Origin of the sequence: Methylocapsa aurea, assembly GCF_000746085.1 — a bacterium.
In the GTDB taxonomy this organism is placed as follows: Bacteria; Pseudomonadota; Alphaproteobacteria; order Rhizobiales; family Beijerinckiaceae; genus Methylocapsa; species Methylocapsa aurea.
The window spans coordinates 200,261-216,337 of sequence record NZ_JQKO01000005.1 but is presented as its reverse complement, the minus strand read 5'-3'; the positions used below and the strand labels follow the sequence as shown (position 1 = coordinate 216,337).

General features: G+C 62.5%; 13 protein-coding genes. 8 read left to right on the top strand and 5 right to left on the bottom strand.

The features are described from left to right. Window positions 1-152: 152 nt before the first annotated feature. The 5 genes from DL86_RS05440 (at window position 153) to DL86_RS05420 (ending at window position 7,724) form a co-directional block, all read left to right on the top strand. Window positions 153-1,292: a glycosyltransferase family 4 protein gene (locus DL86_RS05440; protein WP_084572721.1), complete on the top strand. Its 1,140-nt coding sequence runs from the start codon at window positions 153-155 to the stop codon at window positions 1,290-1,292. A 32-nt stretch (window positions 1,293-1,324) separates the two neighbouring features. Then, the gene (locus tag DL86_RS05435) at window positions 1,325-3,514 is read left to right on the top strand and encodes an amylo-alpha-1,6-glucosidase (RefSeq protein WP_036259008.1); all 2,190 of its coding nucleotides are present in this window, start codon (window positions 1,325-1,327) and stop codon (window positions 3,512-3,514) included. A 250-nt stretch (window positions 3,515-3,764) separates the two neighbouring features. Then, a complete protein-coding gene (locus tag DL86_RS05430; protein ID WP_051952741.1) occupies window positions 3,765-4,487 on the top strand; it encodes a hypothetical protein in 723 nt (240 codons plus the stop codon). A 98-nt stretch (window positions 4,488-4,585) separates the two neighbouring features. After that, on the top strand, window positions 4,586-6,400 hold the full coding sequence (gene aroB, locus DL86_RS05425; protein WP_425348899.1) for a 3-dehydroquinate synthase: 1,815 nt from the start codon (window positions 4,586-4,588) through the stop codon (window positions 6,398-6,400). Window positions 6,401-6,404: 4 nt separating this feature from the next. Then, window positions 6,405-7,724 (top strand): HlyC/CorC family transporter, encoded by a 1,320-nt coding sequence (locus DL86_RS05420; protein WP_036259007.1) that lies wholly within the window; start codon window positions 6,405-6,407, stop codon window positions 7,722-7,724. Between the two features lie 93 nt (window positions 7,725-7,817). Here DL86_RS05420 and DL86_RS18615 read toward each other — a convergent pair whose 3' ends face one another. Next, entirely contained in the window at window positions 7,818-8,516 is a 699-nt protein-coding gene (locus DL86_RS18615; RefSeq protein ID WP_051952776.1) for a Rieske (2Fe-2S) protein, read from the bottom strand. Window positions 8,517-8,624: 108 nt separating this feature from the next. Then, the gene (locus tag DL86_RS05410; RefSeq protein WP_036259005.1) at window positions 8,625-10,397 is read right to left on the bottom strand and encodes a glucan ABC transporter ATP-binding protein/ permease; all 1,773 of its coding nucleotides are present in this window, start codon (window positions 10,395-10,397) and stop codon (window positions 8,625-8,627) included. A gap of 256 nt (window positions 10,398-10,653) precedes the next feature. Here DL86_RS05410 and DL86_RS05405 point away from each other — a divergent pair, with 256 nt between their 5' ends. Next, a complete protein-coding gene (locus tag DL86_RS05405) occupies window positions 10,654-11,709 on the top strand; it encodes an RluA family pseudouridine synthase (protein WP_051952774.1) in 1,056 nt (351 codons plus the stop codon). A 352-nt stretch (window positions 11,710-12,061) separates the two neighbouring features. Beyond that, window positions 12,062-12,280 (top strand): YdcH family protein, encoded by a 219-nt coding sequence (locus DL86_RS05400; protein WP_036259173.1) that lies wholly within the window; start codon window positions 12,062-12,064, stop codon window positions 12,278-12,280. Between the two features lie 42 nt (window positions 12,281-12,322). Here DL86_RS05400 and DL86_RS05395 read toward each other — a convergent pair whose 3' ends face one another. Beyond that, entirely contained in the window at window positions 12,323-12,991 is a 669-nt protein-coding gene (locus DL86_RS05395) for a class I SAM-dependent methyltransferase (protein ID WP_036259170.1), read from the bottom strand. A 101-nt stretch (window positions 12,992-13,092) separates the two neighbouring features. Further along, complete coding sequence (mnmA, locus tag DL86_RS05390; RefSeq protein ID WP_084572719.1) at window positions 13,093-14,376, bottom strand: tRNA 2-thiouridine(34) synthase MnmA; 1,284 nt, start codon at window positions 14,374-14,376, stop codon at window positions 13,093-13,095. Between the two features lie 634 nt (window positions 14,377-15,010). Here mnmA and sciP point away from each other — a divergent pair. Next, window positions 15,011-15,286, top strand: a complete 276-nt coding sequence (gene sciP / locus DL86_RS05380) for a CtrA inhibitor SciP (protein WP_036259167.1) — start codon at window positions 15,011-15,013, stop codon at window positions 15,284-15,286. Window positions 15,287-15,372: 86 nt separating this feature from the next. Here sciP and DL86_RS05375 read toward each other — a convergent pair whose 3' ends face one another. Next, entirely contained in the window at window positions 15,373-16,059 is a 687-nt protein-coding gene (locus DL86_RS05375) for a septation protein A (RefSeq protein ID WP_036259001.1), read from the bottom strand. Window positions 16,060-16,077: the final 18 nt, after the last annotated feature.

Here is a 16,077-nt window from a genome sequence, read left to right as displayed (position 1 = left end):
GCTTTTCGATCAGATGAGTCCCGCCGATCGGATAGCGCTTAAAAAGGACGCTTTCGCTCCGCCAACGCGTAGAGCGACGAAAAGAGCGGGAACCTCCGCGCCGCTGGCACATTGCCAAGGCAGAACTGATCTCCCATTCGAAAGGCTGACATATGCGCGTAGCGCTCGTGGCTCCCCTGGCTGAGGCTGTGCCTCCAAAACTTTACGGCGGCACGGAGAGAGTCGTTTCCTGGTTGGCGGAAGAACTCGTCCGGCAAGGGCACAAGGTCACTTTGTTCGCGAGCGGCGGGTCGCGGACGAGCGCGAAGCTCATCGCCTGCGCGCCGCAAAGCCTCCGACTTGCGGGAATTCGCGACCACCTTGGCAGTTCGCTGCGCATGTTGCGGGAGGTGCGCCTGCGCGCCGATGAATTCGACATCATCCATTTTCATGTCGACCTCCTGCCCCAGGCCTTATTTCCAGATCTCGCGCATAAATGCCTGACGACCTTGCACGGGCGCCTCGATCAGCCGGACATCCTGCCGCTTTTTGAAGCCTATCCGGAAATGCCTCTGGTCTCGATTTCGAATGCGCAGCGCCGGCCGATGCCGGCGAGCGCCAATTGGCTCGCGACGATCCCGCATGGCCTGCCGCCGCAGGTTTGCCCCTTCGATCCCGAGGGCGGCGACTATCTGGCGTTTCTGGGGCGCATCTCGCCCGAAAAGCGCCCCGATCGGGCGATTGAAATCGCCAAACGGAGCGGCATGCGCCTAAAGATGGCGGCCAAGGTCGACGCCGCCGACCTCGCTTATTTCAAGGCCGAGATCGAGCCCCTCCTCGATCATCCGTTGATCGAATTCATCGGCGAAATCAATGAAACGCAAAAATGCGAATTCCTTGGCAAGGCGCGGGCGCTGCTGTTTCCAATCGATTGGCCTGAACCCTTCGGGCTGGTGATGATCGAAGCGATGTCGGCGGGAACGCCGGTCATCGCCTGGCGCAATGGTTCGGTCCCTGAGGTGATCGCCGATCACGTGAGTGGCGTGATCGTCGAATCGATGGAGGCCGCCGTCGCCGCCGTGAAGGAGTGCGCAACGATGAGCCGCGCGGCGGTTCGGGCCGAATTCGAGGCGCGTTTCACCGCAGCGCGGATGGCGCATTCCTATCTCGGGGCCTATCGTTCGCTCTTGGCCCGAACGCCGGCGCCCGCGGCTATTGCGAAATCTGCAAAAGCGCTCGGGGCGCCGGCTTGGGAACATGCCTCGCTGCATGCGGCGGGCATGAATGCGTCGGCGAACCAAGCTTCTGGATAGGTTTTTGGCCGATCGCCGATAACGGAGGGGACATGCAGGAGGCCGCGCGCGGCGTCGACCACGTCAAGGATGCGGCGATCGAGCTGCCGCAGCATTATATCGAGACCGAGACGTCCCTCGTTCAGCGCGCGTTGCGCAGTTTGAAGCATGAGGACGCTTTCGCGGTCTTCGACGATTACGGGGACATTGGGGTCGGCAGGGCAGGCGCCGAGGGAGTCTATTTCAACGACACCCGATTCCTGTCCTGGTACGAACTCCGGTTCGAGGGGATGCGGCCGCTTCTCTTGAGTTCCGTGGTTCAGGATGACAATGCGGCGCTCTCGGTCGATCTCGCCAACCCCGACGTCCACGCCGATGGCGTCATATCGCTGCCGCGCGACGCGATTGCGTTCGAACGCACCAAGTTCTTGTGGCGGGCCGTCTGCTACGAACGGATTGGTTTCTGCAACTATAGCGATAGCCACAGACGATTTCGCGTCGAGATTTGTTTCAGCGCGGATTTTCGCGATCTCTTCGAGGTGCGCGGAGAGACGCGCGCCAAGCGCGGCGCGGTCTCGGCTTTCGTCACCGAGGCCGGCGTCGAGTTTCATTACGAGGGACTCGACAATCTGAAACGCAAGACGGAGCTGCGGTTCTCGCCGGCGCCGATTCGCCTCGAAGCGAACCGGGCGATTTTCGAATTCGATCTTGCTCCCAATGCGCGCGGATCGCTCTTCGCCTCGGTCCTCTGCCACGATCGAAACCGGCCGGAGTGCATCGATTTTCAGAATGCCTTTCGGGCCCGGCGGCGCGACATCCGGGCGGCGACGAGCCATATAGCCAACGTCGCAAGCTCGAACGACGTCTTCAACGAGGTCTGCCGCAGATCGACCTCCGATCTCTACATGCTGATCTCGCGAACCGCGCATGGGCTTTATCCTTATGCCGGCGTGCCCTGGTACAGCACGCCTTTTGGACGCGACGGGATCATCACGGCGATGCTTTTGCTGTGGCTGGATCCGGCGGTCGCCAAGGGCGTTCTTCATTATCTCGCGGCGACCCAGGCCAAGACCTTCGACGCCTTCGCCGACGCGGAGCCGGGCAAGATCCTGCATGAGACCCGAAACGGGGAAATGGCGCGTCTGGGCGAAGTGCCGTTCCGCCTCTACTATGGAACCGTCGACGCCACGCCGCTCTTCGTCATGCTGGCGGGCATGTATTTCGACCGGACCGGGGACGCGGAGACGCTCAAGGCGATCTGGCCAAATATCAAGGCGGCGCTGCACTGGGTCGACGCCTATGGCGACAAGGATGGCGATGGCTTCGTCGAATATGCGCGGCAGACCGAGACCGGCCTCGTCAATCAAGGCTGGAAGGATTCCTACGATTCCATTTTTCATGCTGACGGCGCTTTGGCGCAAGGGCCGATCGCGCTTTGCGAGGTGCAGGGCTATGTCTTCAGCGCCAAGACCCATGCGGCAAAGCTCGCGGATCGATTCGGCGAAGTCGATTTCGCAAACAAGCTTCGCGCCCAGGCGCTCATGCTGCAAACGAGATTCGAGGCCGCGTTCTGGTGCGAAGACATCGGCGTCTACGCCTTGGCGCTTGACGGCCGGAAAAATCCCTGCCGGGTGCGGACCTCCAATTCCGGCCATGCCTTGTTCACGGGAATCGCCGCGCCGGAGCGCGCCGCCCGCGTTGCGCAAACCCTTCTGGCCAGGGATTCGTTCAGCGGCTGGGGGATCCGAACCGTCGCGAGCGGCGAGGCGCGCTATAATCCCATCTCCTATCATAATGGCTCGATCTGGCCGCATGACAATGCGATCATCGCGCTTGGCTTTTCCCGATACGGGCTCGCCCGGGAAGCCTGCCAGATTTTTTCCGCCATCTTCGATGCGGCTTGCCATCAGGAGCTGCGCCGTCTGCCGGAATTGTTTTGCGGCTTCATTCGCAAGCCGCACCGCGGCCCGACCGCCTATCCCGTCGCTTGCGCGCCGCAAGCCTGGGCCGCCGCGGCGCCCTTCGCTTTCCTTGCGGCCTGTCTTCGCATGGACCTTAGTTATGCAACCGATTCGATCAGCTTCCACGATCCCATCATGCCGGATTTCCTGGAATTCGTGGACATCCGCCATTTGAGCCTGCGCGATTCTTCCGTCGATCTTAAGTTCCATCGGCATGGACAGGACGTCACGCTCAATTTGTTGAGCAGACGCGGCGCGGCGAAAGTCATGCTCGCCAAGTAAGGTGGGCAAAACATTCCTGGGAAGGGCCGGTTACGAGGCCATTAACCGACTTACATGCAATGTGCGCCTTCCCTTAATGACTTCGCATAAATTGCGTTAAATTAACGTTTTTTCGTGAAAGACATTGGCGATGATGCGATCAGGGCCGCAAAGTTGCTTTTGCGGCGGATCCGAGCCTCGCTTCCCAAACGCGTTGGCGTCCGCGCCGGTTCGGGTCAATGCCTTGGTCTCGATCACAGGGAGAGTGACTTTGGAGGACCCGACGCGTGATCCGGCGTCGAGCTTTTCAGCAGGCGTCCGGCGCTCGAGCGGCGGCTTTCGCGGCGACGAGCCGCAGCTCGGGTCGAGGCTCAAGCGCGCGATGCGCCGAGCCCGGGTCGACGAAGCCGAGCGCGCGGAGGTGATCGCGACATTGCGCGGCGCGGAAATGGCGCGGCTCGAAATGCTGCGGGACGCATTGGAGCCACTTCTGGCCGAGGCGCCGCCAGAAATCGATCTGTTCGACGTCGCCATCATGCCTGGCGAGCATCCCCGCTTGTTCATCGACATGATCGGCTTTGTCGATATCGCGCCGGACCGGCGCGCCTATCGCTTCGTGCAGGATACGAGGCATGGCCGCATCGCCTTGGCGGAGAGCGAAAGCATCGATGCGATGATCGACGCGATCGCCGATTACATGGCGCATCGGCTTCTTGAACGCGAAAAAGCCTTGGCCGCCGAAGTGCGGTTTGATCATGGGGCTGGCGCGCGGCGCGCGGCATGGCGCGCCAGGCTTGCCGATGAGCGGCGAGTCGGCGCGGCCGCCGCGGGACAATCGGCGGCCGCGGCGGGGGAGGCCGCGTTTTCGCGCGCGGTCCTCGCAATTCTTTCGTTCCTGATTGAAGTCCTCGGCGCGGCGGCCTTTTTCATGCTGCTGGCGATCGGCGGCTGGGGCGCTTGGAAGGCCTTTGTCGCTTGGGGCGCCGCGTCTTGAGGCAGTCCCAGCGAAGATGGCGCTCATGAGGCTGAAGGCTTCGGGCCAAGGCAAAAGCGCCATTTAATTCGACTCTGAGGCCATGCTATACGTTTTGCATGATCAGCGACATCGGATCGGCGCGCTATGGGGCGCAGGAGCGCGCGCGCGATAGGCGCATGGCGGTGCTCGTGTCGGGGCTCGGGCGGCGCTCGATCGTCCTCGTCGGCCTCATGGGGTCGGGCAAGACCTCGACCGGTCGGCGCCTCGCGCAGCGGCTTGGACTGGCCTTCGTCGACGCCGACGCCGAGATCGAAGCCGCGGCCGGGATGTCGATTTCGGATATTTTCGCCCGTCACGGCGAGCCTTATTTTCGTGACGGCGAGCGCCGGGTCATGGCGCGGCTGCTCGAGGAGGGCCCCCGCGTAATCGCCACCGGTGGCGGCGCCTTTCTCAATGAGGAGACACGGGCGCGGATCGCCAAGCTCGGCATATCGGTTTGGCTCAAGGCCGATCCCGATGTACTCTGGCGCCGGGTGCGCAAGCGTTCGCATCGTCCGCTCCTCCAGGGCGCCGATCCAGAGACAACGCTAAGGACGCTGCTGGAGCAGCGCTATCCCGTCTATGCCCGCGCCGACGTCACCGTGGTTTCGCGCGATGGACCGCATGAAGCGACGGTCGAGGAAATGATTTCGGGCATTGAATTCTTTTTGCGGTTTTCGCCCGATCCGCCGCCGCCAGCAAAGCCGAAGGACATGAACGATTTGAGCAATTCGACGTCGCGCCGTGAACTCTTATCGAATCATGATCCCGCGGTAAGCCGCGCGCTTGTCGAGGTCAAGCTTGGGGCCCGCGCTTATGCGATCTCGATCGGCTCTGGGCTGATCGCCGAGGCTGGAAACCACATTCGCCGCCTGGCCCCGGCCGCCGCCTGCGCCATCGTCACCGATTCGAATGTCGCCAAGCTGCATCTGCCCGCGCTGAAAGCGGCGCTCGATGCGGCCGGCCTGCGCCATTCCACGGTGATCGTCGCCGCTGGCGAAGAATCGAAATCCTTCGCCGTCTTCGCCGAAGTTTGCGACGCCCTGCTCGCAGCGCGGCTCGAGCGCGGCGATTTGATCGTCGCCCTGGGCGGCGGCGTCATTGGCGATCTGGCGGGCTTCGCCGCCGCGACGGTGCGGCGCGGGATGCGCTTCATTCAAATCCCGACGACGCTCCTCGCCCAAGTCGATTCGTCGGTCGGAGGCAAGACCGGGATCAACTCCAAGCATGGCAAGAATCTGATCGGCGCCTTCCATCAGCCCTCGCTCGTTCTGGCCGACACGGATGTGCTGGAGACCTTGCCGCCGCGCGAATTTCGCGCCGGCTATGCCGAGATCGTCAAATATGGCCTCATTGGCGATGCGGGGTTTTTCCGCTGGCTTGAAGCCAATTGGCGGGGACTGTTCACCGGCGGCGCCGAGCGCGTCCATGCGATCGCGACAAGCTGCGCCGCCAAGGCGGCCACGGTTGCCCGCGACGAATGCGAACAGGGCGAGCGGGCGCTGCTCAACCTCGGCCATACTTTCGGCCACGCGTTGGAGCGCATCGCCGGCTACGATGGGGGGCGGCTTGTGCATGGCGAGGGCGTAGCCATTGGCATGGCCTGTGCTTTTCGGTTCTCGGCGCGTGTCGGACTTTGCTCCGAGGCGGATCAAATCCGGGTCGAATCTCATCTCAGGGAGGTTGGATTGCCGTCTCGGATCGGCGACATCGCTGGTCTTGGCGCGGATGCCGATCAGATCGTCGACGCGATGCATCAGGACAAGAAAGTCGAGCGGGGCTCCCTCACATTCATCCTCGCGCGGGGGATCGGCGACTGTTTCGTGGCGAAGAACGTCGATGCCGGCGAGATCCGCGGCTTTCTTCAAGATGAATTGACAACGGGATATTGATGCCATGCACGGCGCGGGTGCCGAGGGTTTGCCGGTCGATCTTTGGCTCGCGATCGTCATAATAATCTTGTGCGTCGCCTTGGCGGCGTTTTTCTCGGCTTCCGAAACGGCGCTCACGGCGGCGTCGAGGGCCCGAATGCACGCCCTGGAGAAAACCGGCGATATTCGCGCCGCCCGGGTCAATCGGCTGCTGAAGAGCCGGGATCGCCTGATCGGGGCCACCTTGCTCGGCAGCACGGTGGTCAATATCGGCTCATCGGCGTTCACGACGATTGTGCTCGTCGAGTTCTTCGGCGATCGCGGCGCGCTCTATGCGACGGCAATCATGACCGTCTTGCTGCTCGTCTTTGCCGAGGTCATGCCGAAAACCGTGGCGATCAACTATCCCGACCGGGTTTCGCTGCTGGTCTCCCGCGCCATCTCATTTTTTGTCGCGATCTTCGGGCCGATCCTCGTCGGCGTCGAAGCGCTGGTGCGCGGCGTCCTGAAGCTCTTCGGCGTCGACACCAGCCGGCGGCATTCGATATTGTCGGGGCACGAGGAATTGAAAAGCACCGTCGATCTTCTGCATCGGGAGGGGGGCGTCGGCCGCTCCGATCGCGACATGTTCGGCGGCCTGCTCGATCTCCGCGACCTCGAAGTGTCCGACCTCATGGTGCACCGGACTAAAATGCTCATGCTCAATGCGGATCTTCCGCCGCATGAATTGATCCGCGAGGTTGTCGAGGCGCCCTATTCCCGCCTGCCGATCTGGCGCGGCGAACCCGATAATATCGTCGGCGTGCTGCACGCGAAGGATCTCCTGCGCGCACTCGACGCCTGGAGCGGCGAGGTCGCCGAATTCGACGTCGAGAAACTCGCGCTGAAGCCCTGGTTCGTGCCCGATACGACCCCGGTCCAGGACCAATTGCAGGCGTTCTTGAAGCGCAAGACGCATTTCGCCATCGTCGTCGACGAATATGGCGTGGTCATGGGCCTCGTCACGCTGGAGGACATCCTTGAGGAGATCGTCGGCGACATTTCCGACGAACATGATCTCGTCGTTCAAGGCGTCAGGCTGCAAGCCGACGGCTCGGTGGTCGTGGAGGGGTCGGTGCCGATCCGCGATCTCAATAGGGTCATGGCCTGGAACCTCCCCGACGAAGAGGCGACAACGATCGCCGGACTTGTCATTCACGAAGCGAGGGCGATCCCGGAATCAGGGCAGGTCTTTACGTTTCACGGGTTCCGATTCGAGGTGCTGCGCAAGACCAAGAACCGCATTACGTCCTTGCGGATTCTGCCGGTCGGCTTGCAGGCGTTCGGGAATGCCCTCCAGCATTGAAGCCGCCTGGACGGAGGGCGCCGCCGGGATCCGCATTGCCGGCGGCGCAAAGATCCAGGGCGTCCCGCGGACTTTAAAAAGAGGCGGCGCGCCTTATAAGAACTCGCGTTTTGTCGATTGCAGCTTGAACCCGTTGTTTTCAAGCACTTCGTCGACGCTTGGATCGCCCGCCGCCGGGCCGATCTCGGCTTCCAGATCGATGTTGATCCCAGCCAGGACGACATCATCCTCGTCATCGACAAAGCAGACGATCTTTTCGAGCTGCGCGCCCTTGCAAGGCCCGGAGATGCAAACGCCGGTTTCCGGGTCGAATTGCGAGCCATGCTTGCCGCACATGAGAAGCTTCAGATAGTTGGGCTCGAAGAAATTGTTCTTCTCCCAATCGAGGCGGACGTGCTGGTGCGGGCACTCGTTGACATAGGCGTGATATTCCTTGCCGAACCGGGCGATGAAAACGTCCCAGGGGCGCAGTTTTCCGTCGGTCCAGCGGCGCATCAAGGGGAAACTTTTCCCCATGCGGTCGCGGATCTCTCTTTTATTGCAGATGCCGTAAAGCTCCCCGCTCGGGGGGGAGGGCGTCGCCGCCACCGGGGGCGGGGGAACGATCTCCGGAACCGGCATCGCGCGCATGACGAATTGGCCGCGTTGTCCGCCTTGCACCCATGCGGCATGGGCCCCGGCGCAGCCGCCCTTGGGGAGGGCTTCGGTCGGGGATTGCGAAGGCTCGGCCGAAGCGGGGGCGGCCCCGGCCGGGGCGTTTGAGGCCTCGTTCGAGGCGCTTTGATCTGACATGTGGTCCTCGCTCTTAATCTCGGTGCGACCGTGAGCTGATTGGTTCGTCCGGCTTGCGTCATTCCATCCGAACCGCATTTTTGCATGCAATAGCAATGCCGCGACAGGTCAGGGAGAGGTCGGCGGCGCCCCCGCGGCCATGAACTGCGCCCGCGCCAAGGCGGCGAAGCGGCCGTTCTTTGCGACAAGCTCCTCGAAACTCCCGGCTTCGACGATCTCGCCCTGTTCGAAGACGAAAATGCGGTCGGCGCCGCGAATCGTCGCCAGCCGATGGGCGATGACGAAAGTGGTGCGGCCTTCGGTCGCCTTCTCCAGCGCGATCTGCAATTGCCGCTCCGTGGTCGCGTCGAGAGCGGAGGTTGCTTCGTCGAAAATCAGGATCGGCGGGTTTTTTAGCAGGGCGCGGGCGATCGCGACCCGCTGGCGCTCGCCGCCCGACAGGGAGCGGCCGCGTTCGCCAACGATCGTCGCCAGCCCGTCGCTTTGGCGGGCGACGAATTCATCGGCCTGGGCGCGCTCGAGCGCAATGCGAATCTCGTCCGTCGAGGCGTCGGGTCGGCCGACTCGCAGATTTTCCTCGATCGAACGGGCGAACAGCATAGGCTCCTGGAACACCACCCCGATATTGCGCCGCAGCGACGCCAGGGTCAGGTCGCGGATATCGAATCCGTCGATCAGCACCCGCCCCTTCGTCGGGTCGAACACCCGGTGCAACAGCCCGAGCGTGGTGGATTTGCCCGAACCCGTCGCCCCGACGAGGGCCACGGTTTCTCCTGGGGCAACCTCGAAAGTTACGTCGGAGACGGCGGTCCGCCTGCCATCATAGGAGAAACTTACATGGTCGAAGGCGACCTTGCCTTCGAGGCGGCCGGGATCCACGGCGAAGGGACTGTCGGCGACCTGCGGCGCGGTGTCGAGGACGCCGAAAAACTCCTGCAATTTGGGAGCCTGCATGAAAAGGTTGTTGAAAAAGCCGACAACCTGCTCGAGCCGGGCGATCAGCATGGTCGCAAAATTCATGAATGTGACGATCTCGCCGATCGTCGCGAGGCCCTGAAGATTGAGCCAGGTCCCGAGCAGAAAAATCGCGAGCAGCGTCAATGTGGCCGATGCTCTCGCCCCGACCGCGGCGAGGGCCCACCAGGACAGCACCGGCATTTGCGCCGCCAGAACGCGATCGATGATCAGGCGCAGCGTATGGGCTTCGAGGTCGATGCGGGTGAAACTCTGGATGACCGGAACATTGCCGAGAGCGTCGGAGGCGTGTTCGGCGAGGGAGCTGTTATGGCGCTCGACCGACTGCTGCATGGACTCTGTGCGGCGCAGGACAAAGGCGGTCAGAAACCCGAACACACAAACCAGCGCGATCAAAAGCGCGCCAAGACGCCAGTTCAGCGCCAGCGACAAAGGCAGGAGAATGAGCAGCGCGGCGAGCGAGGCGCAATTTTCCCGGAAAAACGATAGCCAGAGGCCGGCCATTCCATTCGCGCCCTCGAGCATCACCTTGAGCAGACGGCCGGAATGCGCCGAACTGTGAAAGCTTAAGGGAAGATGCAGGACGTGCTCGAAATAGAGCGCCATCACCGCGAGCCGGCGCCGATGCGCGAGACGGTCGGCGTTCAAGGCGACGAGAACGCCGGCCGGGATGGAGAACAGGCCAAAGCCGACCCAGGCGGCCAGCAGCGGGAGGAGGTCCTGAAAGCTCAAAGCTTTGGTTGCGGTCGCGGCGCTGGTCAGCCTGTCGATGATGCGGCCAAACAGAACCGGCTCGGCGAATTGCGCGGTCGCCAGGGCGAGATTGGCGAGGGCCAGGACGATCGCCAGACGCTTTTGCCCGCCAAGTTGTCCGAGCACGCGGAGATAGACCGAGAGAATCGACATGAACCGCTCTGGCTGGGACAATGCGCAACGGGCGGCCGTTCTTATATTTGATTTGCCGAGTGGTGGCGAGACATCGGCCCGCGTTCCCTCCAGCTTGGAATGGGCGCCGCCGCCTTTATCGGTGTATGGGGAGGCGCCATGGGCTTTTTCCGCGTCGCGGAAAAATGTTCGGGGGGGGACAATCGGAAAACTTAAGGACGAGGGCGGCTTTCCGGTCAAAACCGATCGGAAGGCGCTCCAGCGCGTGGAGCCGGATATGCGAGAGGCGGATCGAAGCCCCGATGGCGGGAGCTTCGTCTACCCAGTGGGCGACGAGCGCGGCGGCGAGCGGCTCGACCGTTTCCTTGCGGCGGAGGCCGCGGCGGCGGGGGCCAATCTGTCCCGCACAAGGCTGAAAGGCCTGATCGAGGCGGGCCTTGTTTCAATCGACGGCGCGACCGTCAAGGACGCCAGCCAAGCGGTGCGCGGCGGCCAGGTCATTGGCTTGAACGTGCCGGCGGCTGTGGATCCGACGCCCCTGGGCGAGGACATTCCGCTCAAAATCGTCTTTGAGGACGCGCATCTGCTCGTTCTCGACAAGCCGGCCGGACTGGTCGTCCATCCAGCGGCGGGACATGAAGCCGGAACCCTCGTCAATGCGCTGATCGCCCATTGCGGCGCGAGCTTGTCTGGCATCGGCGGAGTCCGGCGGCCGGGGATCGTCCATCGGCTCGACAAGGATACGTCGGGCCTCTTGGTCGTCGCCAAGACCGACGCCGCCCATCAAGGGCTCGCAAAGACCTTCGCCGATCACGGCAAGACGCTTGCGCTTGCGCGCGAATATCTGGCTTTCGTCTGGGGCGTTCCGGCGCGGCCTTCGGGCGTCGTCGATGCGCCGCTTGGCCGTCACGCGATCGATCGCGAAAAAATCGCCGTCGTTCCGGCCTCGCGCGGGCGTCATGCCGTCACGCATTGGCGCGTCATCGAGCGCTTTGGCGAGGAGGCTAGCCTTATCGCCTGCCGGTTGGAAACCGGGCGCACGCATCAGATCCGCGTCCATATGGCCCATTGCGGGCATCCGGTGCTGGGGGATCCCGTCTATGCGAAAGGCTTCAAGAGCAAGGCGGCGCGGCTCCCGCCGGAAGCGCAGGCGCGCCTCAATGCGCTCTCCCGGCAAGCCTTGCACGCGGCGCTTCTCGGGTTCCCGCATCCCGTGACCGGAGCCGCGATGCGGTTCGAAAGCGCGCTGCCGCCGGACTTGCAAAATCTTGCCGACGCGCTCTCCGTTTCCGGTAACCCCATGCCGTTTGTTCCTATTTTGGACCGGCGCTAGCCGGTGTCTTTAGAGCCGGATGATTTTGGACGGAATCGCAACGCGATCACGTCCAAAGTCTTAAATCCGCCTCTCATCAAAGAGTTAGAGCATGATGTCGTCCGAAAACCGGTTCCCACTTTTTGGCATCATGCTCTAAGCGGAATGCAACTTGCTTTGTATCTCTTTGTTTTAACGCATGATCCTCTCCAAGAACCCTGCAACTCTTTTCAGATCATGCATTATTAAGTTGAAAATGCCTTGGCCATTGGCCTTGCCGGAGCGCGGTGCCGAACCTATTTTCGCGCCGCGTTCGGCGCTATTGGGCGAAGGGGCGTCGAAACAGGTTTCGAACGACGGGGAACGGCGGTTCATGGCGGACAGATTGAGCGACGAGGAGCGCGCCGCGTTGCAGGCCGAACTCGAGCATCTGCGTCAGGAGCACCGCGATCTTGACGCGGCGATCGACGCCTTGCTCCATCTTGGCGCCGCCGATCGGCTGCAAATCCAGCGGCTCAAGAAGCGCAAGCTCGTCTTGCGGGACCGGCTGAGCTTTCTCGAAGATCAGCTGACCCCGGACATTATCGCCTGACTTGGCTGAGCGTGGCCAAAAAAGCCAGCCTGTTCGGCCGGTTCAAAGCCGCATGATGCGCGCGAGCGTGAATAGCCCGAAAGGTGGTAGGCTGCGCCGCTCCAGGAGGCGGACCTGCGGATTGGAGCCGATCCAATCGCCGAGAATGGACCAGGGGAATTGCGGCCGCCAGCCGAGATCGGCGCTGCGCGTGCCGAGCCAGGCCTCGATCCACGCCATTGGCCCACTGGCCGCGCCGACATGATTGACGAGGATGATCTCGCCGCCGGGCTTCACGACGCGGACCAACTCGTCGAGACTGGCTTCCGGGTCGGGAACCACTGTGAGGACATAAGGCGCCACGACGGCGTCGAAATGCCCGTCGGGGAAAGCGAGGCGCGTCGCGTCCATGACGCCAAGACCCTCGACATTGCGCAGGGCCTTCGAGCTGACGCGATGCTGGGCGCGCCGGAGCATGGGCTCGGACAGATCGACGCCGATCAACCTTGTCCGCCGATCGAACATCGGCAATTCAAGGCCGGTGCCGACGCCAACGTCGAGCACGCGCCCGCCGGGGCGCTCGCCCGCGGCGGCGGCGGCCTTCCGGCCAGGCCGAAGGACCAGCGCGAAGACCAGATCATAGATCGGCGCCCAGCGCGCATAGGATGTCTTGACATGTTTGTTGTCGAGGATCGGGGCGTCTGCCCCCTGCGGCGCCGATCGTCCATCCAAGACGCGAGCGTCGCCGGGAAAGGTTTCCTCTTGCACGGGCGTTCAACCTCCAGCTGATGCTGCCAGCGCATTCCCTTCACCTGGAATCACGACAGCTTTTCTTATGGCTTCGCTCTGGCTCCGGCAGAGCTTGAGCGATCTTCCGCCAAGGCGGAAAAATGTTCAAGCTCTGCTTGGTGCGAGATTTTGGCCACCGCCGGGCAGGCGGGTTCAGTCGAGCTGATGATGCCGCCGCCCAGCACGCGGGCTCGAGGCTGATCCGACTCGTAAAAGACGCAGGCCTGACCGGGCGAGACCGCGTCCTCGTCGCTGGCGAACTCGACGAATGTCTCGGCGTCGCCAACATAGAGATATCCGGGAACCGGCGGGCGGCTGGAGCGGACCTGCACGAAAAGCTCATGTCCGTCGCTGGCGAGGTCCTCGAGCGCGCCGGCTCCGATCCAATTGAGCGCGCGCAAGCGGACGAGGCGGGTCGCCAGGGCGCGGCGCGGCCCGACCACGACCCGCGCTCGCGCGGCGTCGAGCTTGACGACAAAGAGCGGTTCGCCCGCGGCCGCCGTGGTTGCGCCGAGCCCTAAGCCGCGGCGCTGCCCAATCGTATAATGGATGACGCCAGCGTGCCGCCCAAGCACCCGGCCATCGACATGCACGATTTCGCCCGGCTCCGCCGCCCAGGGCGACAGGCGCTCGATCACATCGCTATATTTACCGGTCGGGACAAAACATATGTCCTGGCTGTCCGCCTTGTCGGCGACAAGGAGGCCGAACCGGTGCGCGAGGACGCGGACGTCCGTCTTCGCCAGATCGCCGAGCGGAAACCGCAGGAGCTCGAGCTGGGCCTTGGTAGTCGCGAACAGGAAATAGCTTTGGTCGCGCGTCGCGTCGGAGGCGCGGTACAGCGCGCGCTGCCCCGTCGGATCGAACTTGGACGAGACATAATGGCCGGTGGCGAGAACGTCGGCGCCGAGATCTTGCGCGGTTTCAAACAGGTCGGCGAATTTGATTTCGCTGTTGCAGGAAATGCAGGGGATCGGCGTTTCCCCGGTGGCGTAGCTTTGCGCGAACGGCCCGATGACCTTCTGTTTGAAGCGCTCTTCGTAATCCAGGACATAATGCGGAATTTCGAGCCGCGCCGCGACGAGCCGGGCGTCGTGAATATCCTGCCCGGCGCAGCAAGCTCCCTTGCGATGGACCGCCTCGCCATGATCATAGAGCTGCAGGGTCACGCCGATGACGTCATAGCCCTGCTCCTTCAGGAGCGCGGCGACGACCGAGGAATCAACTCCGCCGGACATGGCGACGACAACGCGCGTCTCTGCGGGACTCTTATTGAGGCCGAGACTGTTGGAGACTTGGCTCCCTCCCGGCGCGGGGTTTTTGGTCATGGCCGCCGTCACTCGCTCGCTTCAATGGCCGGCCGGAGCGCGCTCCGCCTCCAAGGCCGGTTTCAGCCGGGTTGCGCGAAGCGCGGAACAAGGCAACCCCACGGGACTTTACAAAATCTTGAAAAATTTCCCGCGACCGAATTCTCGGGATCGCTCCGGCCTCCGCCAACGCCTTCGCTCCGCCGCTGGCATGGTTCGGATAAAGTCGGAAATGCTTTATAGCAGGTCCCGAAAAACCCGACAGACTTTTTCGCCGCAGACCTTCTGAACTTTCGAGAACGCTTTCAGATGCCGCCGCGGCTTCCCTGGAGCCGGATGATTTTGGACGGAATCGCAACGCGATCTCGTTCAAAGTCTGAATCCGCCTCTCCTCAAAGTGTTAGAGCATGATGTCATCCGAAAACCGGTTCCCACTTTTCGGCATCATGCTCTAACGTTACGCAAATGGATTGCCGCAACGAGAGCCATGAATCGTGAAGCTCTCGATCCGTTGCAAGGGAATTGCTGCAAGAGGATTAAAGGCGGCGGCGCGGAGATTCGCCAGCAAAACCAGGGCATCGGTTTAGGTAAATCTTAAAACACCCGCCTTATGTTGACCGACATCAAGGTCAGTGTAATGCGTGAGTTTTTGAAGATGGCCGAACCGAATCGTCATAGGGCGAAATATGTTATTGGGCCGGATGGCAGCCCCTTGACGATCGCTGATTTGCCGCCCGCGACAACCAAGCGCTGGGTCATCCGGCGCAAGGCGGAAGTCGTGGCTGCTGTGCGCGGCGGCCTTCTTTCGCTGGAGGAAGCCTGCAGCCGCTATACTTTGACGGTCGATGAATTCCTGTCCTGGCAGATGTCCATCGATCAGCATGGCCTCGCCGGCCTGCGCACCACCCGAATTCAGCAATACCGACTCTGACCGCCTTTCTCGCCGGGATTTTCAAGCAAAGCCATTAAACCGTCTTGGATGCAGATGAGCGCGGCTCCGTTTACCGGCGGGCGCCCTCAACAAGGGTCCGTCGCCTTCTCCTCTTCTTCCTCTTCCAGCTTGTGCCGCAGCATAAGAGGCGCTTGCGCGACGGCAAAAACAAAGAGCAAAATCATAATTCCAGGAAATTTGAAGGAAACCCAGACGTCATTCGACTGGGTGCGCCAGACAATCTCGTTCAAAAGCGCAAGAACGAAGAAAAATCCAGCCCAGCGCAGGGTGAGCAGGCGCCAGCCCCGTTCGGTCAGAGCCATGGCGTTGTCGAACACGATCGGCAGGAGCAGCTTGTTGATCGCGAGGCCGCCGAAAAGCGCCAAGCCGAAGCAAGCATAAAGCACGGTCGGCTTCATCTTGATGAAAGTCGTATCCTGGAGATAGAGCGTCAGCGCGCCGAAGCCGACCGCCAGAACGGCTGTCATGAGCGGCACGGCCGGGAGTCGGCGCGTCTGCGCATAGGAGACGATCAGGGCGACCATGACCGCCGCCATCAAAACGAGAGTCGCCGTATAGAGCCCGGCGTTTGGGCCGCTCAAGATCGATTCCGGCAGAAAAAGTCCGGCCAGGGGCTCGAAAAGCTTCGGCCGCGCATTGGCGAAGAAAAACAGGATCAGCGGCCCCATTTCCACGCCAAGCTTCAGCCAGACCGCCCCCGCTTTGACCTGTTTCGATGCGGCGGTGGGGACGCGTTTCGAGACTTCGCTCATTCAAGCCAACCTTTCTTG